This is a genomic window from Polaribacter sp. P097 (genome assembly GCF_036864555.1).
Lineage (GTDB): Bacteria > Bacteroidota > Bacteroidia > Flavobacteriales > Flavobacteriaceae > Polaribacter.
Genome location: NZ_JAZETJ010000001.1, coordinates 604,208 through 628,631 on the forward strand (window position 1 = coordinate 604,208; position 24,424 = coordinate 628,631).

Sequence of the window (24,424 nt, forward strand, 5' to 3'; positions counted from 1 at the left end):
GTTAAAGAAACGTTATAATTGTTTATTTCTATGGCAAAATTTTTAAACTGATTTATTTTTAAGAACTTTGCAAAACCAAAAAAACACCATACATTCTTTGAATTGTTCTACTAAAAATCTCATTGCTAATTATTACTCCTCTGTTGATGAAATACCTAGTAAAGTTTGGAGCTCTTTAAATGCTAATGATAATGTATATTTCAAAAAGGCCTTTTTAAAATCAATAGAAGATAATCATGAAAATTTAGATTTTTTCTATGTGGTTTTATTAGATGAAGCGCAAAATGCCAAGTGTTTTGGCTCTATACAAATAGTAGATTTTTACTTTGAAACCGTAAAGAATGATTTAGAATCATTTGCGAAACGAGTAAAAGAATTTGGGCAAAAATTAAACTTATTTCCTAAGAAAAAACCTTTTAAACTTTTAATTTGTGGTAATACATTTGTAAGTGGAGAACATGGAGTTTTAATAGCAAATGGTTTTGATAAAAAGCAAACTATTAAAGAATTGGCAAAGGCCATTCTTAATTACGTTAACAAAAACGATAAATTGCAAATTGATGCTTTTCTTTTAAAAGATTTTGTAAACGAATCTCTTTCAATAACTAATGAATTAAAAGATTATAACTATCACCCTTTTTCTGTTGAGCCTAATATGGTATTGCATATAGATGAAAGTTGGCAAAATTTTGATGATTATTTACAAGCCCTTAAAACCAAATTTAGAGTTAAAGCAAAAAAAGCCTTTAAATTAAGTGCAAGTTTAACTGTAAAAACGGTAACCAAAAACTCTATAGAAGAACAGCTTCCTAAAATGGAAGAGCTTTATAAAAAGGTGGCAAAAAATGCTTCTTTTAATTTGAGTGATTTTAATTTAAGCACGTACAAAGATTTTATCAATCAATTAAATAGCAATTACATTATTAAAACGTATTATTTAGAAGATAAAATGGTTGGTTTTATGACTGGTGTTATAAATAACAAAAGTCTGGATGCACATTTTGTAGGCATAGATTATAATTTAAATAAACAATTGGCCATCTATCAAAGAATGCTTTACGATTATATTAAAATTGCTATTGATCATAATTTAAAAACCTTGAACTTTGGACGAACAGCAAGCGAAATTAAAAGCTCTGTAGGTGCAGAACCACAAGATTTAACCATGTACCTTCGTCATAAAAAAAGTATAACCAATAAATTAATAAAGTTATTTTTAATGAGAGTGCAACCCACTCCATTTCGTCAAAATTTACCTTTTAAAAATAAACCCCAATGAAAACAAGTGCAGAATTAGTAAACTTATTAAACTTAGAAGAAGTAAATGAACATACTTTTTTAGGAGAAAGTGTAACCATAGGTAGTGCTATTGTTTTTGGTGGTCAAGTTTTAGCACAAGCCGTAAATGCAGCATATAGAACCATTCCAGAAAATCGATTTTTGCATTCTTTGCATTCTTATTTCTTAGAGGCAGGAGATTTGAAGGTTCCTATTTCTTATGATGTTGCTATTATGAGAGATGGAGGTAGTTTTGCCACAAGAAGAGTAACTGCTAGCCAAAATGGAAAAACCATTTTTATTCTTGCTGCATCTTTCCATAAAAAGGAGGAAGGTTTTGAGCATCAAACAAAAATGAATTTTGATGTAAAACAGCCAGAAGAATTATTGAGTTGGGAAGAAATGGCTGTAAAATTTGGCGACTTTTTACCAAAAGGTGTCAAGTCTTTTTTAAGTATAGAAAGGCCAATTGAATTTAAGCCTGTTGTTGTACCAAATCCTTTAAAGCCAGAAAACAAAGAAGCTAAAGAAGAAATTTGGTTTAAATTAAAAGGTACTATTCCTAAAATGGACTTAAAATTAAAGCACCAAATACTAACCTATATTTCTGATTATAATGTTCTAAATGCAGCCTTTAATCCTAATGCAAAAAACTATAGTTTTGCAAATACAATGACTGCAAGTTTAGATCATTCTATGTGGTTTTTTAGAGATTTTGATTTTAATGATTGGATGCTCTTTTCTGCAGACTCACCAAATGCTTATGGTGCAAGAGGTTTATGCAGAGGAAACATTTTTACAAGAGATGGTAAATTGGTAGCCTCTTTTGCTCAAGAAGGATTAATGAGACCTATAAAAAAATAAAATATAACAAAAACAGATTTTAAATGGAATCTTATATTTATGTATTAACTACAAATGGAGTATTGTTTTTAATTAGCATTATTTTCTGGAAATTTCCACCAAAAAAAATCAATGGTTTATATGGTTACAGAACTCCAAAAGCCATGCAAAATGAAGATATTTGGCATTTTGCCAACGCGACTTTTAATGTGGCTTTTTTAAAATATAGTGGTATTTCTTTATTAGCAGCTTTGGTTTTAACAAGTATTAGTGTTGAACAATTAACTTGGCAACCTATGGTTTTTGTAGCATTAGCAATTTTGGTTAGCTTAATTAAAACAGAACGTGCAATAAATGAAAATTTCGATGATGAAGGAAAACGTATTAAATAATCTAGTTAAAAGTTAGCCACAAAAGAAACAGATAAGTTTCTTCCTGGAGAAGATACACCAGAAGCAAATTCAATATAGTGCTCGTCAAAAATATTGTCTAATCTGGCTTGCACAGAAAAATTTGTACTCACATCATAAGATCCATTTAATCCAAAAGTCATCCAACTAGGAGAACCAAAGTATATATCTTCATCACTGGTAGCATTAGCATTTACAATCGGAGTTAAATCGTGATTGTCTATACCTTCTGTAAAATTAAATTCTTTGATATCTTTTTTACTATTAAATCTAAACTCTGCTCCTAAAGCCAATTTTTCTTTATTATAATTTATCTCAAACTGACCAAATAATGGCGGAATAGATGACATTGGTTCTTCAGTATCATAAGTTCTACCCTTTGTATAGGTTACAAATCCTGATGTATTAATCGTCTTAGAAATTTTACCCAAATAATTAATTGTATACCCCAAAATATAAGCTGTACCTTTATTTTGATTATTAACTGCATTTCCGAATTCGCCATCAAATTCTACTTGCTGAATAGAACCATCTGCATTGTACACAAAATCTCTTTGAATATAATTATCTAAAAGAGTGTAATAGAAATTAGCTCCTAGCCTAAATTTTTTATTATTAAAATACTTCTGTAAACCAACCTCTGCATTGTATGCAAATTCAGGATTTACATTAATATTAGGGATAGTTACATTACCAGATTTTTCTCTAACACGACCTACATCATCAATATTTGGAGATCTAAAACCAGAAGATAAAACACTGTTTAATTGCCAATTTGTATTTGGTTTATAAACATACCCTAAAGTAGCAGTTACAGCTGAATTATTTCTAGATATATCTTTATCATCGAAGGTTAAAAATGTCTCATCGATCCAAGTTGCATTTTTCTGAATATTTGTAAATCGAATACCAGAATTTAAAGTAGATTTTCTATTCAAATCTTGCCTGTAACCTATATAAACTGCAGAAGTTAAAAAGTTGCTACCACCATCTGGATATCTTGACTGTACCTTAAAATCATTAGAAAAACCATTGATTTGACCATTTTCTATATTTAAGGTTTTTCCAAATGAATTCGATGCAACATCATTATATGCGAACTCAAATCCGTAAGATAAAATTCGTGAATTATTATTTGCTAAAGGCACAGAAAAATCGCCATTTAAACTAAAAACATTCACAGTTTCCTCTCTATAAGATCTATCTAAACTACCAAATTTTCTTTGGATTCTACTCTCTTTTATATTTTGATAAGCAGCTGTAATTGTTCCTGTTTCTAGCCAATTTTTATGCGGATGAACATCTAATTGAGAGGATAATAAAAATCTTTCTTGAGGCCCATAATACCATTCTGCAAACTTTAAAGAAGATACATCTGTAAGGTCTGTTAACTCTGTTAACCTATCAAACCTTTGAATATCTGAAGACGTAGAATACTGTAAATTTACTTTAAGATCGGTGTCTTTTGACAAAGGCACGAAAAACTTTTGTAAGAAATCTGTTTGATTGTATCCAGTATTTCTTAATAAATTAGGATTTGAATTCAGTGTAGGATTTGCAGCGTAATTCCCATTAACATTTTCGGAATAATAGAATACTTTACCCCAATCTTCAAAACCATGAATTCTATTTTTACCTGCTCTTAAATCGCCAAAATCAGAATAAGAAATACTTGTAAAAGATGCCCATTTTTCGAAACTTAACTCAGCAGAAACACTTGTGGTTATTTCTTGATTTACTGTTGAAAATCTAGAAAAAAGCTGACTTTTTACTTCGTTATTTTCTGATAATTGAGGCGTTTTTGTGTAATAATGAATAACACCACCCAAAGCATCTGAACCATATATAACAGAAGATGGCCCAAAAACAACCTCGGTTTTCTCTAGTAAATTAGGAGACAGTGTTATTGAATTTTGTAAGTGCCCTTTTCTATAAATTGCATTGTTCATTCTAACACCATCTACCACCAATAAAACACGGTTAGATTCCATTCCTCTAATTACAGGACTACCACCACCAAATTGAGATTTTTGAACTTTAATACCAGGAATTGCTGCTAATAAATCTGCAGAAGTTTGTGGCGAAATTTTACGGATATCTTTTTTAGAAACTACAGCTATTCGTTCTGCAATTCGTTTGGTTTTTACATCTTTTTTAAATGCAGAAATTACAACCTCATCTAGTTGTTCAGATTCTTTGATGAGTTGAATTACAAAATTTCGATTTTTTAAGTTTGATTTTTTTATGCGATAAACTGCATATGAGATGTGAGAAAATATAATTACCTCATTATCCTTAATTAAAGATACATCTGCAAACCCTTCTTTATCTGTAGATAAACTTACAGTATTATCCTCATTAAAAATACTAACATTTTTAACTCCTCTGCCTGTTTCTTTATCTAAAACTTTAACAGTTTGCGCTATAGATGAGCCACAAACCAAAAAAATAAAATAAATAAAAATATTCTTCATCATCAACTAAAAACGGTTTCTAAAACTTGTAAAGATTTAGGATTTCTAAAATTGCCCAAATGTAGTTTAAAATACTGAATTATTATCTGCAAAACTACCTGCCTTTCTTCTTTACTAAAAGACACTTCTTGTATTGCATCAAAATTTATGCCTAACAGCTTTTTAAATTGATAAAAATTGTTTTTATGAATTACATTTTTATTGGAAAAATTATCTGAATAAACACCTTCTAACAGATCAAAACCATTTTTAGTATCATCAGACAAGTCTGGATAAAAACCTAGAAAACCAGTTAAATTTAGTAAAAACAACAAGTGAAAGTTGGCAACATTATCATGCAAATCTAACCATTGTAATGCTGTTTCTAAATACTCATAAAGAGTGGTATTTTGCTCTTCTTCTTGTATGGCATTACTCAAAACTTCAGATAAAAATAAAACTACAGACTGCTTTACAATATTGCTATATACTGTTTTATAAGGCTGATGAACCTGTACTTCTTTAAGCGAGTTTAATGTATTTTTCGAATTGTGATTGGCTACAATTTTCAATTGGGTTAGTGGCTGAAAATAAGCAGCTGTTATACCTTTCTTTTTAGGTTTTAAAACACCTCTAACCATATAAGTTTTAATACCTTCTTCTTGTGTATAGCATTTTACAATTAAACTGGTATCACCATATTTAATGGCACTAAGCACAATAGCTTTTGTAGTTACAATTGCCATTAATTTACAATTGCAATTTTAGCTGTTGCAGTTTCAGAGGCATCATCATTAGACAACAAAACAATATACACACCAGATGAAACTTTAGTACCTGCAAGGTTTCGTTTATCCCAAACTACTTTACCTCCTTGAACTTCTTGCCCCTCTACAACATTGGTTTCATAAACTAAATAGCCTGCAACATCAAGAATTTTTACATTAGTACCTTTAGGCAAATTATTTCCATTTCTACCAGTTATTGTAACAGTATTATGATTTTTTAAAACAGGATTTGGGTAGGCATAAACTTCATCTAAAACTTCACCAAAAGGAGCTACGTTACTATTGTAGGCAACAATTCCTTTTTCAGTAGCAAAGAACACTTTTCCACTTGAATCATCTATAGCAATTTTCAAAATTTTGTTAGATGGTAAAGGCGAATTTTGAGTGCTAAAATTATTCAGGGTAGTTGTTCCTGAAGGATTCGTATATAAAACTCCACCATTTTCTGTTCCAAACCATTTGTTGTCTGCACCATCAACCTTTATTGTATTTACTCTTTGGTCTCCTAACAAGCGTTCACCTACACCATTTTCTTCTATGATTACAGGTTGTGCGTTTAAAACTTCTGCATCAAAAACGGTAGATGCATTTCTAAATACAACCATTCCTGTTCTGGTACCCATCCAAATTCTATTAGATCTGTCTACTGCCACTGTTAACACATCTGTATCTGGCAAATTACCAAGATTTGGCGTGGTTACTAATGCTCTAGTTCTATTGCCATTTTCATTAAAGGCATAAATACCATTTCTTCTAGTACCCATCCAAATGGTTTGGTTGTTATCTATTGCAATTTCACTTAAACCAAAAAAGGTTGGATTGGTTTTTAATCCACTTAAATCATAACTACTCCAAACTCCAGAGGGTGACAACCTTTTAAGCTCATCTGTTCTATTAATATTGGCTACCCAAAGATTGCCTTCTCTATCAAATTTAGAACCGCTTATTCGTAAAGTTACTCTATTAGGTTGTGTGGGTTCTAAATCTTCTAAACCACTATTTAAGTGATTGTAAAATGTGCTTATTTCATTATTCTCTACTACTAAAAGTCCTCCTGTTGAAACCGAATTAATATCACTTGTATCACCAAAAGAACTTATGTAGACTCTATTTTCTGCATTTGGATCTATAGAAACATGATTCAAATCAATCACTGGAAAATTAGGATCAAAAGGTGTATTAAACCATTCTTCTCCATTATAATGACTAAATCCTTGTCTTTTAAATAACGAACCGTAAAACAAATTATAACCTCCATAAACCACCCAAAGGTCGTTGTCTTTTGCTGCTATTGAAAACACATCGTTAGACAAAGGCCCTTCTGGATGAATCTCTGTAAAATCTGCAGCTTGCCCCAAATTTCTAGATAACACTCCAAATTGATTCGTGGCTAAATAAATCGTGTTATTTACAAACAAAGCATCAGAAAGTGTAAAATTAAAATCTGTTGTAGTGTTTATTTCTTGCTGAACATTTAGGCTAGAATCTAATGCTATTGCCTGATTATTTAAAGCAATAATTAGATTAGAATCAGAAGAATTTAAATTGACAATTGGTTCAGCAAAACTTCTAATTTCGGTTAAATTATTATTTACTAGCTGATATAAAGTATTGTTTTCTGCAACATAAATAGTATCATTAAAATTTACAATTCTACTAAATTCTCTATTTGGAAAACTTTGTTGCCAACTATTAAAATCTATCAACAAATTGCTTGTTGCATCTGCTTTAAATATACCATCTTCAGTTGCAGCATAAATAGTATTGTCTAACACCAAAGTTTCATTAATTACTAAAGAAGTAGAATTGTTTCCAATGAAAAAAGTATCACCAAACTCTAATTTTTCTATGTTATATTCTACAGTAGCAAATGGGGTTGCTAGGTATAATGTGTTTTCGAACTCTGCTATATGGTTTATACTTTTAAAACCAGTCTGATTAAAGTTGGTAATATCAGAAGATATCGTAATTTCTCCATTTTCATCAATTACTTCAACTAAGCCATTCTCATAACCAACAACCAATCTTTTGTAGGCTGTACTGTAAAATATGGCAGATGTAGTTTCGCCAGACAAACCTTGAATTGAAGAAAATTTTTCTGTTTCTAATGTGCTTTCATTAAAGGTAAATACAGCATTATCTACCAATGCATAAATTATATTATCTACTTTTACAAAATCTTTTACATTGTTGTAAGAATAAAAATCTTCCCAAGAATTGCTATAATCTATTTGAGAAAAAGTAATAAAAGATAAAAAGGAAAAAAATATAAAAATTGATTTCTTCATAATACATATTAGAGTTCAAATATATTTTAAATACTGTAAATTAACGTAATAAATAAGTACATTAGTACTTAAATATATTGATATTGTCTTAAATAACAATTAATGAGACTAATTACTTTAGATGACTTTATAGACACCTATTTTAAAATAGTTCAAAGAGGTAGTACTTTCATTTTATCTAAATTTACTTTTAATCAAGAGAAAAGAACAAAAAGTGCTTTTGATAATACCTCTTTTATCTCCTCTTATTTTTGGAATATTCCTAAAGTTCAAAAACGATGGAACACCTTAATTTCTGGCGATGAAAACAAAAATTATATAGATTATATTTTAGAGGATTTACTTAAAGATAAAAAGGGTTTAAAACTGCTTTCTATTGGTTCTGGAATAAGCAACAGAGAAATTGAATTGGCTGAAAACAGAACGATTTTTAAAGAAGTTGTATGTGTAGATATTGCTGATAATCTGCTAAATTTTGCTAAAGAGGATGCAGCAAAAAAAGGACTTACTAATATTAAATTTATAGCTCAAAACATTTATGAATTTGATTTTAAAGAAAGTGAATATGACATTGTTTTCTTTAAATCATCACTACATCATTTTAATGAAATTGATAAATTCTTAACCACCAAAATAAGAACTACTCTAAAAAAAGAAGGTTTATTAATTATCAATGAGTTTGTTGGGGCAACAAGACATCAATTTTCAAAAAAGCAAATTTCTGAAATTAATAAAGCCATTAAAATGATTCCTAAGAAATATAGAATTCGTTTTAAAAGTAAATTCCATAAAAACAAATATAGAGGTGTTGGTACCCTAAGAATGATTATTGCAGATCCATCAGAATGTGTAGACTCATCTAGCATAATGCCAAGCATTCATAAAAACTTTAGTACCATTACAGAAAAACCTTATGGAGGAAACCTATTGCTTAGTGCACTTAGAGACATTTCTCATCATTTCTATGAGTTAAATGATGAAAAAGAGAAAGTACTAAATGAACTTTTTCAATTAGAAGATAATTTTTTAAAAAACCATGCATCAGACTACGTTTTTGGTGTATATAAAAATAAGAAGTAGCATATTTTATGGCTTTAGAAATAGAAAGAAAGTTTTTGGTAAAAAACAACGATTATAAACAGCAAGCTTACCTCACAAAAAAAATAAAGCAAGGTTATTTAAATACCGATAAAAGCAGAACAGTAAGAGTTCGTATTCAAGATAATAAAGCCTTCTTAACCATTAAAGGCAAATCTAATGCTGCAGGTACCACCAGGTTTGAATGGGAGATAGAAATTGATAAAAAAGAAGCTGAACAGTTGCTGCTTTTATGTGAACCTTCTATAATAGATAAGACTCGATTTTTGATAAAAAATGAGCATTTAACCTTTGAAGTAGATGAATTTAAAGGAGCAAATGATGGCTTAGTATTGGCTGAAATAGAGCTGAATTCTGAGCAGGAAACGTTTTTAAAACCCAATTGGCTAGGGAAAGAAGTTACAGGCGATATTAGATATTACAACTCTTATATTAGTAAAAAACCTTTTACATCTTGGAAATTATAAATTATAAATACCTAAGAAGTGAGAAAAGCTACCTAACAACACAAAAACGTGAAAAATTGCATGATTATATGGCATTTTCTTAATCGAGTACAAAACAGCTCCAATAGAATAAAAAACACCACCAGCTAGCAAATAATAAAAGTTTTCAGAAGAAATACTCTCCATTAGCGGTTTTATAAAAAACATAACTTGCCAACCCATAAGCAAGTACATTGCAGTAGAAACTTTATCAAATCTACCTGTAAAAAACAATTTTAAAACAATACCTGTTAGTGCAAAAAGCCACACAAACAAAAACATATACCAACCTAAATCTGAATTTAAACCAACCAAACAAAAAGGTGAGTAACTGCCAGCAATTAAAACGTAAATGGCTGCATGATCGAAAATATTTAATTTTCTTCTTTTTTTAGGCTCTGTTGCTGCATGATAAAAAGTTGATGCTGCATACAATACAATCATACTTAAACCGTAAATAATAAAACTTAAGGGTTGCCAAAAACCATCAAAATCAAAAGATTTATATATTAAAAAAGGAAAAGCTACAACACTTAGAACCAAGCCTAGGCCATGAGAAAGAATATTTAATTTCTCTTCTTTTGTGCTATAAAGGTGATTTAAACTCTCGCTCATTATTAGGTCTGTTAGTATCTTTCATGTACTTTTTATCATTTATCAAATCTTGATAAATTAAATCAAAGGTCTGCTTTTTAAGTTGATCAACATCACTTAATTCTAAGTTTTTAGTCTCAATAAATCTATGCTGATGAATTCTAAAAAGTCCTGGGCCACCTTTAAAAAAATCCCAAGAAAAAAGTCGTTTGCAATCATAGTAAACTTGGGGCACAATTGGCATTTCAAATTCTATTGCTAAACTAAAAGCACCATCTTTAAAAGGCCCTAAAATTACGTTTTCTGCAGGAACCAAACCTTCAGGAAAAATAGCCATATTAGTACCATTTCTAAGTTTTTCTTTTGCCATTTTAAAAACTCTTTTTCTACTTTTTGGGCTGCTTCTATCAACCATAATCACAACTCTCTTATAGAAAAAGCCAAAAATTGGAATTTTTACCAACTCTTTCTTTCCAATAAAAACAATAGGGTTTTTACTAAGGGCAATCATTACAAAAGGATCCATCAACGAGCCATGATTAGGACAAAACATATAACTTTTGTCTCTTTCTATTTTCATTTCTCTATCTACCTTAAGTCGAAAACCCATTCCATAAATCAAGATAAAAGACCATAATCTTACCATTTTCCAAAAGGTAGGATAATAAGATTCCTTAGCCGTTAATACCAGCATAAATGGCACCATAATTAAAATGGTGACTATTAAAAGTAGGTAGAACCAAATGCGCCAAATAAATAAAAACGGAATTTTGATAAATTTCAAAGTAGCAAGGTTAATGAGTAGTTTTAAACATTTAAAACTATGGCAAAAATACTAATTTCTTTTCTTTGATATTTTTTGTGCTCAAAACCTTATTTTTGCCTTCTAAAATTAATTTTCGATTTTAAAATTAAATAAATGTCTAGAATTTTAACAGGAGTACAAAGTACAGGAACACCACATTTAGGTAATTTATTAGGAGCAATTTTACCAGCTATAGAAATGGCTAATGATCCTAAAAACGAAGCTTTTCTTTTTATAGCAGATATGCATTCTTTAACTCAAATTAAAGATGGTAAACAGCTAAGAGAAAACACCTACAGCACTGCTGCAACTTGGCTTGCTTGTGGTTTAGACATTAATAAAACAGTATTTTACAGACAGAGTGATATACCTCAAGTAACTGAACTAAGTTGGTATTTGAGTTGTTATTTTCCTTATCAAAGACTAACCTTGGCTCATAGTTTTAAAGACAAAGCAGATCGTTTGTCTGATGTAAATTCTGGTTTATTTACTTACCCAATGTTAATGGCTGCAGATATTTTATTGTATGATGCAGAAATTGTGCCTGTGGGTAAAGATCAATTGCAACATTTAGAAATGACTAGAGATGTTGCAAACAGATTTAATCATGTAGTGGGTGAAACTTTAGTAGCGCCAAAAGCAAAAATACAAGAGAACACCAAATTAGTTCCTGGAACTGATGGTGAAAAAATGAGTAAATCTAGAGAGAATACCATCAACATTTTTTTAACGGATAAAAAGTTAAGGAAACAAATTATGGGTATTAAGACAGATAGTACACCTTTAGAAGAACCTAAAAATCCAGATACTGATAACGTTTTTGCGCTATACAAATTGTTAGCTACTGATACTCAAATTGCAGAAATGAGAGCAAATTATGAAGGTGGAAATTATGGTTATGGTCATGCAAAACAAGCATTATATGAGGTAATTGTAGAGAAATTTGCAACAATAAGAGAACGTTATCATCATTACATGAACAATCAGCATGAAATTGATGAAGCCTTAAAATTAGGAGCTGAAAAAGCAACTGAAACAGCTAACGAAGTTTTACAAAGAGTTCGTGCCAAAATAGGTTATTAAACTAATTGTAAATACAATATAGAAAAAGCCGCTTTTAGCGGCTTTTTTATTTTTATATTAGGGTGAAGATTTACATCCACTGACAAATAATACCACCCATAACTGCAAGTGTAACTATCCAATATCCTGCATTAATAGCCACATATTTAAAAGATTTTTTCTCAAAAACGGCAATGATTCCTAAAATTGGCATTATTAAGAAAAAGCCAAACAAAACTCCATGAAAAGCTCCGTGTTTAAACGTTCTAAATCTATCGCTATAAGTGGCTACAAAATTTTCGAAATACGAATAAGCCTCTCCTGTTTGCTCTGCAAATCCAGGCTCGCCTGCTAAAGTAGAATAAACACCCATTTGATGTATAACCATTGGCATTAATGCAAACGCAATTAAAAGGCTTAACACATAAGAAATGAGTAAAGTTTTAACCATGTTCGTGTCTTTTAAAGACTCTTCTGTAAAACCCATTTGGTTCATCCAAGCTTTTCCAAAAAGAGGACCATACCATACAAAGCCAATAATCATTGGGACTAAGGCTGCTAAAAAAAAGATGTAGAAATTCATTTCCATGATAAAAAAGTTTTTTGGTTGATATTCAAATATAACAAATACCAATTTGATAATTAGTTATTTACAAAAAAAGGCCTCAGAATCACTTCTGAGGCCTTTATGTATTTTGTAGAATTCCTTTAATTTATTTTTAAAGATTTTGCAATGGCTTCTAACTCGAACACAAAGGCTCTTTTATTGACTGATGGTGCATAAGTAAACCCTTCTACCACAATTAATCTATTGTTTGCCTCATCTAATACTGTATAATTCAAAAAAGGACCTGCCATAAAATCATTTTTAACCTCCCATTTACCTCTTGTTTCATAGGCTTTTTTACCATCTATAGTTGCATCAAAAGTAAAAGGAGTGTAGGCTTCTTCTGTAATCATATACATTTTTTCTGGGTCTGAACCAGGTATGTATTTTTTACCTATTGCATTTCTAACCGAAACTATACTGTCTGCAACTGTTGTTTTATCTACTAAAGGCACAGAGTACACCAAAATATTATTGCTACCGGTTTTAGCAATACCACTTGTTAAATGATTACGAAGCCATAAGAACTCTCCTGTATCATCTACTGTATTAAATTTATTAGGAATTGTCATTGAAAGGCCCAATTGTTCTAAGGTCTTGTATTTTTGCTTTGAAGCATCTTTTTTGAAGATACCTTGTGTAAATGCAATATCTGAATCTAAGAAGGTTTTTCTAATTTCTTCTTTTCTGTTTTGAAGAATTTCTATGATTTCTTTATCATCTTTACCCTGAACATAAATAATGGTTTGCGGTTTAGCGTAAACATTTCGTTTAACAGAAAAGTTAGATTTTTCTCCTTCAGATATCACTAATATATTTCTACTAGCTTTCATCATAGAACTAAAACCACTAGGTGCTACTTGAGAAACAGATAAAATTGGTTCTGCTTGTGGTAAACCTACCATTAATTCTCCAAAAGAATTTCTTACCTCTTGGCCAACATCTCCTGTCCAATCACTAATTTTAGCAACAACCATTACCTTGTTAATTCTACCAATAGATTCTTTTAAAATCATTTTATCATTACCAACACAAGAAACTAATAAAATGGATAATACAAATACTGAAAATATTTTTTTCATGGTTTTCTTTTATAAAATTTGATTCAATTGTATGTCCTCAAAGACTATTCCAAATTGAAATTTAATTCTTATTATCTTAAACGTTTTGGATAAATATATAAACGCTGACCAATTTTAAGGTTACTCGTTTTTAAACTATTCCAGCGTTTTATACTGCTTACTCGTACCCCGAATTTATTTGCAATTTTACCCAAATAATCGCCACTTTTTACTTTGTAACGAATGCGTTTATCCATTTCGAAATACTTAGGCAATGGTTTTTCTCTTTTAGCATCGTCTTCATCAGCTAATGCATAAAGCTGTTTTTCTTTGTCTAGAAAATCGATAATTTTACTGCTTGGCAGTCTTAAGGCATAATTTCTATCCTTAATAAACGGAATAATATCTAGCTTATAAGAAGGATTTAAAAAAGTAAGCACCTCTTCATCAACATTTATTGTTTCTGAAATTTGATCAAAAGAAACTGTTCTTTTTACGCGAACTGTATCTGTTTGAAATTCGAAAAACTTTGGTAACTCAGAGTATATATTGTGATCATTTGCATGTTCAAAAATATACATAGTAGCATAAAATGCAGGCACATAACCTGCAGTTTCTCTTGGTAAATAGGGCCTTATATTCCAATAATTTTTAAAACCTCCAGATCGTTTAATCGCTTTAGAAACATTACCTGGACCTGAATTATAGGCTGCAAGCGCTAAATCCCAATCACCGAAAACATTATATAATTGACTTAGATATTTACAGGCTGCAATTGTTGCTTTAACAGGATCATACCTTTCATCTACATATGAACTCACCTTTAAATCGAACTGTTTTCCTGTACCATACATAAACTGCCATAAACCAGAGGCTCCAACTCCAGATCTTGCCTTAGGTCTTAGAGCAGATTCTACAATAGAAAGGTATTTCATTTCTAAAGGAATATCATATTGATCTAAATATTGCTCAAACATTGGAAAGTAATATTTGGCTTTTGCCATCAATGCTGGGTAATATTTTCCTCTATATAAAAGATAACTATTAATTACTTTTTCTAAAGCAGGATTGTAAGCCAAATCAAATGGTGTTTGATCGTTTAAATGAGATAAACGTTGCTTAAGCAAATCTGTAGTAACTGCTTTCTTAGAGTTGCCAATAATATCTTTATCATCAATTACATATTCTAAAGTGTCTATTAAAGGTGAATTGAATTTATGTCCTACCAATAAACTATCAATCATTTTCAAATCGTCATCAGAAAACAAGTCATCATTTTTAATATCTGCTAGCTTTATATTTGTATTGCTAATAGTATCAATTTTAACAATTGGTAGTGTATCTATTTCTTGTTGTGCAAAGGTTGAAATACTGATAAGTAAAAAGGATAAAAGAAACCTCATAAATTTAAATGTCTAGTTCTAATGCTATTGGGCAATGATCTGAATGTTTTGCTTCTGGTAAAATGTATGCTCTGCTTATTTTATCTTTTAAAGGTTCAGAAACCATTGCATAATCTAACCTCCAACCTTTATTGTTTGCTCTTGCATTTGCTCTGTAACTCCACCAAGAATATTGTTGTAGTTCTTTATTTAAATAACGAAAACTATCTATAAAACCACTGTTGATAAAATTGCCAATCCAAGTTCTTTCTTCTGGTAAAAACCCAGATACACCTTTCATTTTTGGGTTATGAATATCTATCTCTTCGTGGCAAATATTATAATCTCCACAGATGACCAAATTCGGAATTTCTTTTCTTAGATTAGTAATGTATTCTTGAAACTCATCCATATAATTAAACTTGTAATCCAAGCGTAAAGCATTAGTTCCAGAAGGTAAATACAAACTCATGATTGATACATCATCAAAATCTACTCTTAGGTTTCTACCTTCAAAATCCATAGATTCTATTCCTGTACCATACTCAATATGATTTGGTTTTTCTTTACACAAAATTGCTACTGAAGAATAGCCTTTTTTTTGTGCAGAAAACCAATAATGGTAAGGATAACCAGCATCTTCGAACAAAGATAAATCTAATTGTTCTTTGTGTGCTTTAGTTTCTTGAATACAAATTACATCTGGATTTGCGGCTTTCAACCAATCTAAAAACCCTTTTTTTAAGGCAGCTCTAATTCCGTTTACGTTATATGAGATAATTTTCATTCAATGCTATTAGTTTACTTTAACAGGACAATTCTTATACTTTTTTATTAATTACTTTTTTAAAAAACAACCACTTCATTTGCTCTTCTGCACCATGCTGTTTTTCTACAGTTTTAAATTTAGGAGATAAAATATAAGCACCTCCTACATTAATCAGAATTGTATAAATATTAGGCTCATATTCTAAAATCTTATAAATAACTAGGCCAAAAACAATAATTAGAAGTGGGAAAATAAAAGGAATAATATGTTTTAAATTTTTCATTTACAAACTCATTTCTGGAATATCACCTTTAACTACTAAAGTACCTTCTGTTGCTTCCTGAATTTCTTCAACAGAAACTCCTGGAGCTCTTTCTAACAAGTGAAATGCATTGTCTCTTACCTCTAAAACTGCTAAATTGGTAACTACTTTTGTTACACAACCTACACCTGTTAATGGTAAAGAACATTGCTTTAATATTTTTGATTCGCCTCTTTTATTGGTATGCATCATAGCTACAATAATGTTTTCTGCAGATGCCACTAAATCCATAGCTCCACCCATACCTTTCACCATTTTTCCAGGAATTTTCCAGTTGGCAATATCTCCATTTTCTGCAACTTCCATTGCTCCTAAAATGGTTAAATCTACATGCTTACCACGAATCATGGCAAAGCTAGTTGCAGAATCGAAAAAACTTGCTCCAGGCATTGTTGTTATGGTTTGCTTCCCAGCATTTATAATGTCTGCATCTTCTTCACCTTCAAAAGGAAAAGGCCCCATACCTAAAACACCATTCTCAGATTGAAACTCAACCTCTATATCTTCTCTTACGTAATTAGCTACCAAAGTTGGTATACCAATACCTAGGTTTACATAAAAACCATCTTGCACTTCTTGTGCAATTCTTTTAGCGATTCCATTTTTATCTAAAGCCATACTTATTGTTTTTGTCTTACAGTTCTTTGCTCAATCCTTTTCTCATAATTGGTACCTTCAAAAATTCTTTGTACAAAAATTCCTGGAATATGAATATGATTAGGATCTAACTCACCTACTTCTACTAACTCTTCTACCTCAACAACAGTAATCGTTGCTGCACCACACATATTTGGATTAAAATTTCTTGAAGTTCCTTTAAAAACTAAATTACCTGCAGCATCACCTTTCCAAGCTTTTACAAAGGCAAAATCTGCTTTAAAAGCTGGTTCTAAAACATACATTTTACCATCAAACTCTCTAGTTTCTTTGCCTTCTGCTACTTCTGTACCAAAACCTGCAGGCGTATAAAATGCAGGAAAACCTGCTTGTGCTGCTCTACATTTCTCAGCTAAAGTACCTTGTGGTGTTAATTCTACTTCTAATTCACCTGATAACATTTGGCGTTCAAACTCATCATTTTCGCCAACATAAGATGATATCATTTTTTTGATTTGCTTATTCTGTAATAATAAACCCAAACCAAAATCGTCTACACCTGCATTGTTAGAAATGCAAGTAACATCTCTAACATCTAATTTTACTAATTCTGAAATAGCATTTTCAGGAATTCCACAAAGTCCAAAACCACCTAACATAAGAGTCATACCATCTTTTACGCCACTTAAAGCTTCTTGAACACTATTTACTTTTTTGTTTATCATTCTTTTAAAATTTAATGATTTTTAAAAAGATAGAATTTAAAAATCTGTATCTCCTTTAGGAACTATATCTATATTTTCCTCCTCTTTCTTATCGCAATTGATATTTATGCTTAATTCTTCTGGTTTTTCAAAATCATCTTTAGAAATATTTAAAGATTTATCTGCATAACATTTTTGCATAAACAAAGCCCAAGTTGGTAATGCCATTGTTGCACCTTGCCCTTTTGCAATACCCGCAAAATGAGTTGCTCTATCTTCTCCACCTGTCCAAACACCTGTTGCTAAATTTGGTACGATTCCCATAAACCAACCATCTGACTGATTTTGTGTTGTACCTGTTTTACCTGCAATTGCATTTTTAAATCCGTAAGGAAAACCAGTTACAGCACCACCACCTGAAGACCATGAAGATCTTAAACGAACACCTGAACCTGATTGGGTTACCCCTTCTAATAAATTTAAAATTACATAGGCAGATTCTTCACTTAGAACCTCTTGTGTTTCTGGCACAAAATCTTTTAAAACAGTACCGTTTTTATCTTCAATTCTGGTAATGATCATTGGTTTTACTCGTAAACCTCTGTTTGCAAATGTAGAGTATGCACTTACCATTTCTAATAAAGATAAATCGACTGCACCTAAAGCGATTGCAGGATTTGCCTTTATTTCTGTTTCAATACCAGATGCTTTAGCCAAACGTACCACATTTTCTGGAGCTACTTTATCGATTAAATTTGCTGATATTGTATTTACTGAACCTGCTAAACCATCTTTTAACGTAAGCATTCCTCCATAATTTTGTGTAGCATTGTCTGGAGTCCAAGCTTCAGGAATTCCATATTTACCTTTAGGAATTGTATAACGAATATTTGGCAGCTCATCACAAGGAGACATTCTTAATTGGTTAATAGCAGTTGCATAAACAAATGGTTTAAATGTAGAACCAACTTGTCTTTTTTGTTGGGCAACAGCATCGTACTTAAAAAATTTATTATTGATACCACCCACCCAAGCTTTTATATGACCTGTTTGTGGCTCTATTGATAATAAACCTGATCGTAAAAAATGTTTGTAATATTTAATTGAGTCATTTGGCGACATCACAGTATCTTTAACACCTTTCCAAGAGAATACTTTCATTTCTGTTTTAGTATTAAAAATCTTATCTATTTCTTTAACAGGTTTGCCTGCTGCAATCAATCTTTTGTATCTATTTGAATTCTTTTTAGCTCTTTCATAAATACTTCTAATTTGACTTTTTTCTAAATCGTAAAAAGGTGCAGTTCTGTTTCTTGCTTGCTCCTTAAAAAAATACGATTGTAGATTAGCCATATGCTCTTTTACAGCTTCTTCTGCATACTTTTGCATTCTAGAATCTATAGTTACATATATTTTTAAGCCATCTCTAAAAATATCATATTCTTCACCATTTGGTTTTGGGTTATTTCTAACCCATGTGCGCATTACTTTTTGTAAATGTGCTCTAAAATAAGTTGCATAACCTTCATCATGGCTTTCTGGAGTATAATCTAAATCTAATGGCAATTGCTGCAATTTAATTTTTTCATCTTCAGAAATGTAATTGTTTTTAGACATTTGTAATAAAACGACATTTCTTCTTTGTTTTACAATAGCCTCTCTTCTTAAAGGATTAAAATAAGAGGAGTTTTTAAGCATACCTACTAACATTGCAGATTCTTGAATTTCTAAATCTTTTGGTTCTTTTCCAAAATAAATTCTTGCTGCAGAGCGTATACCAACTGCCTGATTTAAAAAGTCATATTTGTTTAAATACATGGCAATAATCTCTTGCTTTGTATATTGTTTTTCTAGTTTAGTAGCAACAACCCATTCTTTCATTTTTTGCAATACTCTTTTAAAAATATTGCTAGAGGCTCTACCTGTAAACAGCATTTTTGCTAATTGCTGAGATATGGTACTTGCACCTCCACTACCTGGTTTTAGAACAGCTCTTGCTGTACCTCTAAAATCGATACCTGAATGTTCGTAAAAACGCTCATCTTCTGTAGCTACTAAAGCATTAACTAAATTTTGAGGTAGCTCATTAAAATGAACAGGAGTTCTATTTTCGGTTGCATATTTACCAATGGTAACACCATCTGAAGAAATTACTTCTGTAGCTATATTGGTTTGCGGATTTTCTAACTCTTCAAAAGTGGGTAACGCTCCAAAACCACCAACAGAAGCTGTAAAAAATAAGCCAGCTAAAATTAAAACTCCACCAAGGATAAGTGCCCAAAACCAAATGATAAACTTTTTAAAGCTTGTTTTTTTCTCTGCCATTTTAATTATTATTTTCGATACTGAAACCAATATCTTGTATACCTTCTAAATTTGAAATAGGGTTAACCTGTCCGTTTTTGCGCATTGCGTGTCGAATATTAAATTGATATTCACCACCTTTTGCAAATTTTATTTGTTCTTTGTAAAAGAGTTTATTTTCTATTACATCTGCAAAACCATCGCCTAAAAATTTTCCTTTAGCATCTGTCATTGCATATTGTAAAGTGTCTATCACTTTATCTCCATTTGGAGCTTTTAATTCAGTAATAACATACAAATTACTAAATTGGTAATTGTTATTATTTCTGATATTGATAAACAAGTTTTTTGGTTGAATAGTATCTGATACATCAAAAATAAATGAGATTTTCTCATGAGATTTCCAACTGCTATCTTGCATTGTTTTATATTCTGTAAACTCTATATTAGAGTTGCAACTGTACAAAATAGCTACTAGAAATAAAATAAAGAATTTATGACTTTTCTTTAGCACTATTCCCATTTTGGTTTTTGTTGTTTTTTCTATTTCTATTATTTCTCCTTGGCTTATTTGGCTTTGTACCTTCAGCTTTTGGTTGATTTTGATTTGGTTTGTTTTTTGGTTTTCTTTTCTGTTGATTGTTCTTGTTTTGATTTGAAGTTTTTGCAACAGTTGCAGCAACCGGTTTTTTCTTTCTTTTGTTTCTGTTGTTTCTTCTTCGTTTACTTGGTTTAGGTGTATCAAAACGTGTTAAACTATCTTGCCCAGCAGCATCCTCAAAACTTACTTTTTCTACAATCTCTACATCAGATTCATACTCTTCTAACGAAATAGATTTTTCATTATTTTTATTTAATTCTATAATTTCTTGAACCTGATCTAGGGTTAAACGAAACCATTTAAAACGTTCTTCTTTGTATGTATACCAAAGATGTTTTTTAAAAATATCCATCTTTACAAAAACAGCATCTCCTTTTTCTGTTTTTAGAACAACATCTTGTTTTGGAAACGATTTTAAAGCATCTAAATAAGTATCTAATTCAAAATTTAAACAACATTTTAACTTACCACATTGCCCTGCTAATTTTAAAGGATTTAAAGATAATTGCTGATAACGTGCAGCAGATGTTGTTACTTTTCTGAAATCTGTTAACCAAGTAGAACAACATAACTCTCTACCACAAGAACCTACCCCTCCTAATCTTGCTGCTTCTTGCCTTGCACCTACTTGTTTCATTTCTACTCTAATTGAAAAAGCACTAGCCAAATCTCTAATTAATTGTCTAAAATCGACTCTTGCATCTGCAGTATAATAAAAAGTAGCTTTATTTCCATCTCCTTGATACTCTACATCAGAAAGTTTCATTTGTAAGCCAAGCTTTCCTAAAATTTCTCTACCTCTTCTTTGGGTTTCTTCTTCTTTAGCTCTTGCTGCTTGCCAAACATCTATATCTCTTTGAGTAGCTTTTCTATAAATTTTCTTAACATCTTCATGATCTTCTGTAATTTTGCGCTTTTTCATTTGCACTTTTACTAATTCTCCTGCTAATGAAATAGTACCTATATCATGACCTGGAGAACCTTCTACAGCAATAATATCACCCATGGTTAAAGGCAAATTATCTACATTTTTATAAAAATGTTTTCTTCCGTTTTTAAAACGTACTTCAAAAATATTATAACGTTCTTGACCACTTGGTAATTTCATATTCGAAAGCCAATCAAAAACAGCTAACTTTTCACTTCCACTACCACAAGAACCTGACCCACAATTCCCATTACTTTTACAACCTCTAGGTACCCCATTTTCTGTTGTACCACAACTTCCACATGCCATGTAAAATATATATTTTAATCCGTTTTTAAACTAAAGCTGTTTTACCAAGTAAATAACAGCATCAATTATAGCCTTGTTTGTTTAAAAACGTACGATTCACAATTTGATAATCAGGCTCCTATATAATTTCCACCCAATCTTCTCTATTTCGTAAATATACGTATTCTTAAAGAATGAAAAAACAGCTTTTTTTAAGATCTAGTTTTTACAAACTTTGCTACTCTTTGCACTAAATTAATCTGTTTTGACAATTAAAATTTGTGCCATTTAGAATTCGCTATCATCTAGTTAGAATTCGTTTTAAAAACAAAAAAGACCTCTATAAAAGAGGCCTTATTATTTATTTTCGAAAAAAATTTAGTTTTTAAATTTTAAAACTTCGCTTCTGCCTTTTTTAAAAATTTGGTTACTGTTTCCTTTACCTTTTCTTAGTTCTTTTTGTTCTTCGTAAGGTAAATGAATAATTTCTTGACAATCTGTGGAACAAGTATTTTCCATCTTTTCTGAACATTCATCACATTGTATAAACAACAAATGACAAGCTTCATTTGCGCAGTTTGTATGGGTATCACAAGGTTTTCCACATTGATGGCAATTGGCAATAACATCATCTGTAATTTTTTCTGCTCTTCTATGATCGAACACGAAGTTTTTACCAATAAATTTATTTTCTATGCCTTCTTCATTTACTTGACGTGTATATTCTATAATACCACCTTCTAACTGAAAAACGTTTTTAAAACCTTTGTGTTTGTAATAAGCAGATGCTTTTTCACAACGAATACCTCCAGTACAATACATCAATAAGTTCTTATCTTCTTTATTGTCTTTTAAATCTTCTTCTATAATGTCTAAAGAATCACGAAACGTATCTACATCTGGAGTAATTGCACCATCAAAATGACCAATTTCACTCTCATAATGATTGCGCATATCAACACACACTGTATCAGGATTTGCCAACATTTCATTAAATTCTTTCGCATTTAAATGCACACCTTTATTAGTAACGTCAAAAGTGTCATCATTAAGACCATCTGCTACAATTTTGTTTCTAACTTTCACTTTAAGTTTTAGAAACGATTTATTGTATTGTTCAATAGCAATATTTAGGCGAATGTCTTTAAGAAAGCTTATACTATCTAGTTGTTCTTTTAATGCGTATAAGTTTTCTGATGGTACAGAAAGCTGAGCATTAATACCTTCATAGGATACGTAAATTCTACCTAATACATCTAGAGCATTCCATTCTAGAAATAACTTATCTCTTAAGATTTGAGGATTTTTAATTTGGTGGTATTGATAAAAAGAAATGGTAAGTCTGTCTTTACCAGCTTTATCAATTAATTCTGCGCGTTCTTGTGCGCTTAACTTATTGTACAGTTGCATGCTATACCTTTTTTTAAGCTGAACATTATTCAGTTTGTGTTCGTAAAATAATTCTCGACAAAATTACAATAATTTTAGCATTCTAAACTATTTTGTTTAAGCAGAAAATAAAGAATAAATATAATCTTAAGAAAAATCACCAGATATTTATAATGCTTTTGTTTAACGCTACTAAAAGTAGTTATAACAACCTATTTTCATCCTTAAAGAAATCATAGAAAAGGAATTTTTACAACAATCTGTTAAATTTTAAACATCTGTAAATATATTAGTAAATATTTATTAAAATAATGGCTAACATGTATTTAGTTCTCATCTTTGTAAAAGAATTTAGAAACAAAATTTAAAATAATGAAAGTAGCAGTAGTTGGTGCAACTGGTATGGTTGGCACAGTGATGTTAAAAGTATTAGAAGAACGTAATTTACCTATAACCGAATTTATACCTGTAGCTTCTGCTAGATCTGCAGGAAAAAAGTTAAGTTATAAGGGTAAAGAATTTACAATCGTAACCTTAGAAGATGCTGTAAATTTAAAACCAGACATCGCTTTGTTTTCTGCAGGTGGAGACACCTCTTTAGAATGGGCTCCTAAATTTGCAGAAATGGGTACTACAGTTATTGATAATTCTTCTGCTTGGAGAATGGATGCTGATAAAAAATTAGTTGTACCAGAAATTAATGGTGATGTACTAACAGCCGAAGATAAAATTATAGCAAACCCAAACTGCTCTACAATTCAGTTAGTTATGGCGTTAGCACCTTTACATGAAAAATATACCATGAAACGTTTAGTAGTTTCTACCTATCAATCTGTTTCAGGAACTGGGGTAAAAGCTGTACAACAATTAGATAATGAAGAGGCTGGAATTGATGGAGAAATGGCTTATCCTCATAAAATTGGTAGAAATGCACTACCTCATTGTGATATTTTCTTAGACAATGGTTACACCAAAGAAGAAATGAAGTTGGTGAACGAACCAAAGAAAATTTTAAGAGATGATTCTTTTTCTGTAACTGCAACTGCAGTTCGTATTCCTACAGCTGGTGGTCATTCAGAAGCTGTAAATGTGCAGTTTGAAAATGATTTTGATTTGGCAGAAGTACGTCAATTATTAAATGATTTTCCTGGTGTTATTGTACAAGATGATTTAGACAACAATATATACCCAATGCCAATTAATGCTCATGACAAAGATGAAGTTTTTGTTGGACGAATTAGAAGAGACGAATCTCAAGAAAATACCTTAAATTTGTGGATAGTTGCAGATAACTTAAGAAAAGGTGCTGCAACAAATACAGTTCAAATAGCTGAATATTTAATTGCAAATAATTTAGTTTAAACACAT

At 30.8% G+C, this 24,424-nt stretch carries 23 protein-coding genes; 7 read left to right on the top strand and 16 right to left on the bottom strand.

What is annotated here, in order from left to right; genetic code table 11:
* Positions 1 to 97: 97 nt before the first annotated feature.
* From V7R38_RS02900 to V7R38_RS02910, 3 genes are read left to right on the top strand one after another with little or no spacing between them, the layout of a single operon-like run.
* Complete coding sequence (locus V7R38_RS02900) at positions 98 to 1,279, top strand: peptidogalycan biosysnthesis protein (protein ID WP_334055977.1); 1,182 nt, start codon at positions 98 to 100, stop codon at positions 1,277 to 1,279.
* Positions 1,276 to 2,142, top strand: coding sequence for an acyl-CoA thioesterase (locus V7R38_RS02905; RefSeq protein WP_334055978.1), 867 nt, complete (start codon positions 1,276 to 1,278; stop codon positions 2,140 to 2,142). Before V7R38_RS02900 ends, V7R38_RS02905 begins: the two co-directional genes overlap by 4 nt.
* A 23-nt stretch (positions 2,143 to 2,165) precedes the next feature.
* Positions 2,166 to 2,513, top strand: coding sequence for an SdpI family protein (locus V7R38_RS02910; protein WP_334055979.1), 348 nt, complete (start codon positions 2,166 to 2,168; stop codon positions 2,511 to 2,513).
* 5 nt (positions 2,514 to 2,518) lie between these two features.
* Here V7R38_RS02910 and V7R38_RS02915 read toward each other — a convergent pair whose 3' ends face one another.
* From V7R38_RS02915 to porZ, 3 genes are read right to left on the bottom strand one after another with little or no spacing between them, the layout of a single operon-like run.
* Positions 2,519 to 5,008, bottom strand: coding sequence for a TonB-dependent receptor (locus V7R38_RS02915; RefSeq protein WP_334055980.1), 2,490 nt, complete (start codon positions 5,006 to 5,008; stop codon positions 2,519 to 2,521).
* Entirely contained in the window at positions 5,008 to 5,730 is a 723-nt protein-coding gene (recO, locus tag V7R38_RS02920; RefSeq protein ID WP_334055981.1) for a DNA repair protein RecO, read from the bottom strand. The genes V7R38_RS02915 and recO overlap by 1 nt, the downstream gene beginning before the upstream one ends.
* A complete protein-coding gene (gene porZ, locus V7R38_RS02925) occupies positions 5,730 to 8,060 on the bottom strand; it encodes a type IX secretion system anionic LPS delivery protein PorZ (protein WP_334055982.1) in 2,331 nt (776 codons plus the stop codon). The genes recO and porZ overlap by 1 nt, the downstream gene beginning before the upstream one ends.
* Positions 8,061 to 8,162: 102 nt before the next feature.
* On the opposite strand from porZ, the gene V7R38_RS02930 reads away from it, so the two are divergent.
* Both V7R38_RS02930 and V7R38_RS02935 read left to right on the top strand, forming a co-directional pair.
* Positions 8,163 to 9,140 carry a methyltransferase domain-containing protein gene (locus V7R38_RS02930; protein WP_334055983.1) on the top strand — a complete coding sequence of 326 codons (978 nt, stop codon included), beginning with the start codon at positions 8,163 to 8,165 and terminating at the stop codon, positions 9,138 to 9,140.
* An 8-nt stretch (positions 9,141 to 9,148) separates the two neighbouring features.
* The gene (locus V7R38_RS02935) at positions 9,149 to 9,625 is read left to right on the top strand and encodes a CYTH domain-containing protein (protein WP_334055984.1); all 477 of its coding nucleotides are present in this window, start codon (positions 9,149 to 9,151) and stop codon (positions 9,623 to 9,625) included.
* On the opposite strand, the gene trhA is transcribed toward V7R38_RS02935, so the two are convergent.
* Entirely contained in the window at positions 9,620 to 10,258 is a 639-nt protein-coding gene (gene trhA / locus V7R38_RS02940) for a PAQR family membrane homeostasis protein TrhA (RefSeq protein ID WP_334055985.1), read from the bottom strand. The genes V7R38_RS02935 and trhA overlap by 6 nt on opposite strands.
* Positions 10,230 to 10,931 (bottom strand): lysophospholipid acyltransferase family protein, encoded by a 702-nt coding sequence (locus V7R38_RS02945; protein ID WP_334055986.1) that lies wholly within the window; start codon positions 10,929 to 10,931, stop codon positions 10,230 to 10,232. Before V7R38_RS02945 ends, trhA begins: the two co-directional genes overlap by 29 nt.
* A gap of 225 nt (positions 10,932 to 11,156) precedes the next feature.
* On the opposite strand from V7R38_RS02945, the gene trpS reads away from it, so the two are divergent.
* Positions 11,157 to 12,125, top strand: a complete 969-nt coding sequence (trpS, locus tag V7R38_RS02950) for a tryptophan--tRNA ligase (protein WP_334055987.1) — start codon at positions 11,157 to 11,159, stop codon at positions 12,123 to 12,125.
* Positions 12,126 to 12,195: 70 nt separating this feature from the next.
* Here trpS and V7R38_RS02955 read toward each other — a convergent pair whose 3' ends face one another.
* The 11 genes from V7R38_RS02955 to trhO all read right to left on the bottom strand — a co-directional run bounded on the left by V7R38_RS02955 (position 12,196) and on the right by trhO (position 23,077).
* Positions 12,196 to 12,693, bottom strand: a complete 498-nt coding sequence (locus V7R38_RS02955) for a DUF1761 domain-containing protein (RefSeq protein ID WP_015481833.1) — start codon at positions 12,691 to 12,693, stop codon at positions 12,196 to 12,198.
* A 119-nt stretch (positions 12,694 to 12,812) separates the two neighbouring features.
* Complete coding sequence (locus V7R38_RS02960; RefSeq protein ID WP_015481832.1) at positions 12,813 to 13,793, bottom strand: DUF4837 family protein; 981 nt, start codon at positions 13,791 to 13,793, stop codon at positions 12,813 to 12,815.
* A gap of 71 nt (positions 13,794 to 13,864) precedes the next feature.
* A complete protein-coding gene (locus V7R38_RS02965) occupies positions 13,865 to 15,175 on the bottom strand; it encodes a lytic transglycosylase domain-containing protein (RefSeq protein WP_334055988.1) in 1,311 nt (436 codons plus the stop codon).
* 4 nt (positions 15,176 to 15,179) lie between these two features.
* Positions 15,180 to 15,941, bottom strand: coding sequence for an exodeoxyribonuclease III (locus V7R38_RS02970; RefSeq protein ID WP_334055989.1), 762 nt, complete (start codon positions 15,939 to 15,941; stop codon positions 15,180 to 15,182).
* A gap of 34 nt (positions 15,942 to 15,975) precedes the next feature.
* Positions 15,976 to 16,206 carry a hypothetical protein gene (locus V7R38_RS02975; protein ID WP_334055990.1) on the bottom strand — a complete coding sequence of 77 codons (231 nt, stop codon included), beginning with the start codon at positions 16,204 to 16,206 and terminating at the stop codon, positions 15,976 to 15,978.
* Complete coding sequence (locus V7R38_RS02980; protein WP_334055991.1) at positions 16,207 to 16,863, bottom strand: CoA transferase subunit B; 657 nt, start codon at positions 16,861 to 16,863, stop codon at positions 16,207 to 16,209.
* A gap of 2 nt (positions 16,864 to 16,865) precedes the next feature.
* Positions 16,866 to 17,567, bottom strand: coding sequence for a CoA transferase subunit A (locus V7R38_RS02985; RefSeq protein ID WP_015481827.1), 702 nt, complete (start codon positions 17,565 to 17,567; stop codon positions 16,866 to 16,868).
* A gap of 36 nt (positions 17,568 to 17,603) precedes the next feature.
* Positions 17,604 to 19,871: a transglycosylase domain-containing protein gene (locus V7R38_RS02990; protein ID WP_334055992.1), complete on the bottom strand. Its 2,268-nt coding sequence runs from the start codon at positions 19,869 to 19,871 to the stop codon at positions 17,604 to 17,606.
* 1 nt (position 19,872) lies between these two features.
* Positions 19,873 to 20,373, bottom strand: coding sequence for a gliding motility lipoprotein GldH (locus tag V7R38_RS02995; protein ID WP_334055993.1), 501 nt, complete (start codon positions 20,371 to 20,373; stop codon positions 19,873 to 19,875).
* On the bottom strand, positions 20,345 to 21,688 hold the full coding sequence (locus tag V7R38_RS03000) for a PSP1 domain-containing protein (protein ID WP_334055994.1): 1,344 nt from the start codon (positions 21,686 to 21,688) through the stop codon (positions 20,345 to 20,347). The genes V7R38_RS02995 and V7R38_RS03000 overlap by 29 nt, the downstream gene beginning before the upstream one ends.
* Before the next feature lie 357 nt (positions 21,689 to 22,045).
* Positions 22,046 to 23,077: an oxygen-dependent tRNA uridine(34) hydroxylase TrhO gene (trhO, locus tag V7R38_RS03005; RefSeq protein WP_334055995.1), complete on the bottom strand. Its 1,032-nt coding sequence runs from the start codon at positions 23,075 to 23,077 to the stop codon at positions 22,046 to 22,048.
* Between the two features lie 351 nt (positions 23,078 to 23,428).
* On the opposite strand from trhO, the gene V7R38_RS03010 reads away from it, so the two are divergent.
* Complete coding sequence (locus tag V7R38_RS03010; RefSeq protein ID WP_334055996.1) at positions 23,429 to 24,418, top strand: aspartate-semialdehyde dehydrogenase; 990 nt, start codon at positions 23,429 to 23,431, stop codon at positions 24,416 to 24,418.
* Positions 24,419 to 24,424 lie beyond the last annotated feature (6 nt).

Excerpts from the sequence above, each read along its gene's own strand:
- V7R38_RS02905 (WP_334055978.1), top strand. The coding sequence starts at position 1,276 with ATGAAAACAAGTGCAGAATTAGTAAACTTATTAAACTTAGAAGAAGTA.
- V7R38_RS02910 (WP_334055979.1), top strand. The coding sequence starts at position 2,166 with ATGGAATCTTATATTTATGTATTAACTACAAATGGAGTATTGTTTTTA.
- V7R38_RS02915 (WP_334055980.1), bottom strand. The coding sequence starts at position 5,008 with ATGATGAAGAATATTTTTATTTATTTTATTTTTTTGGTTTGTGGCTCA.
- recO (WP_334055981.1), bottom strand. The coding sequence starts at position 5,730 with ATGGCAATTGTAACTACAAAAGCTATTGTGCTTAGTGCCATTAAATAT.
- porZ (WP_334055982.1), bottom strand. The coding sequence starts at position 8,060 with ATGAAGAAATCAATTTTTATATTTTTTTCCTTTTTATCTTTTATTACT.
- V7R38_RS02930 (WP_334055983.1), top strand. The coding sequence starts at position 8,163 with ATGAGACTAATTACTTTAGATGACTTTATAGACACCTATTTTAAAATA.
- V7R38_RS02935 (WP_334055984.1), top strand. The coding sequence starts at position 9,149 with ATGGCTTTAGAAATAGAAAGAAAGTTTTTGGTAAAAAACAACGATTAT.
- trhA (WP_334055985.1), bottom strand. The coding sequence starts at position 10,258 with ATGAGCGAGAGTTTAAATCACCTTTATAGCACAAAAGAAGAGAAATTA.
- V7R38_RS02945 (WP_334055986.1), bottom strand. The coding sequence starts at position 10,931 with ATGCTGGTATTAACGGCTAAGGAATCTTATTATCCTACCTTTTGGAAA.
- trpS (WP_334055987.1), top strand. The coding sequence starts at position 11,157 with ATGTCTAGAATTTTAACAGGAGTACAAAGTACAGGAACACCACATTTA.
- V7R38_RS02955 (WP_015481833.1), bottom strand. The coding sequence starts at position 12,693 with ATGGAAATGAATTTCTACATCTTTTTTTTAGCAGCCTTAGTCCCAATG.
- V7R38_RS02960 (WP_015481832.1), bottom strand. The coding sequence starts at position 13,793 with ATGAAAAAAATATTTTCAGTATTTGTATTATCCATTTTATTAGTTTCT.
- V7R38_RS02965 (WP_334055988.1), bottom strand. The coding sequence starts at position 15,175 with ATGAGGTTTCTTTTATCCTTTTTACTTATCAGTATTTCAACCTTTGCA.
- V7R38_RS02970 (WP_334055989.1), bottom strand. The coding sequence starts at position 15,941 with ATGAAAATTATCTCATATAACGTAAACGGAATTAGAGCTGCCTTAAAA.
- V7R38_RS02975 (WP_334055990.1), bottom strand. The coding sequence starts at position 16,206 with ATGAAAAATTTAAAACATATTATTCCTTTTATTTTCCCACTTCTAATT.
- V7R38_RS02980 (WP_334055991.1), bottom strand. The coding sequence starts at position 16,863 with ATGGCTTTAGATAAAAATGGAATCGCTAAAAGAATTGCACAAGAAGTG.
- V7R38_RS02985 (WP_015481827.1), bottom strand. The coding sequence starts at position 17,567 with ATGATAAACAAAAAAGTAAATAGTGTTCAAGAAGCTTTAAGTGGCGTA.
- V7R38_RS02990 (WP_334055992.1), bottom strand. The coding sequence starts at position 19,871 with ATGGCAGAGAAAAAAACAAGCTTTAAAAAGTTTATCATTTGGTTTTGG.
- V7R38_RS02995 (WP_334055993.1), bottom strand. The coding sequence starts at position 20,373 with ATGGGAATAGTGCTAAAGAAAAGTCATAAATTCTTTATTTTATTTCTA.
- V7R38_RS03000 (WP_334055994.1), bottom strand. The coding sequence starts at position 21,688 with ATGGCATGTGGAAGTTGTGGTACAACAGAAAATGGGGTACCTAGAGGT.
- trhO (WP_334055995.1), bottom strand. The coding sequence starts at position 23,077 with ATGCAACTGTACAATAAGTTAAGCGCACAAGAACGCGCAGAATTAATT.
- V7R38_RS03010 (WP_334055996.1), top strand. The coding sequence starts at position 23,429 with ATGAAAGTAGCAGTAGTTGGTGCAACTGGTATGGTTGGCACAGTGATG.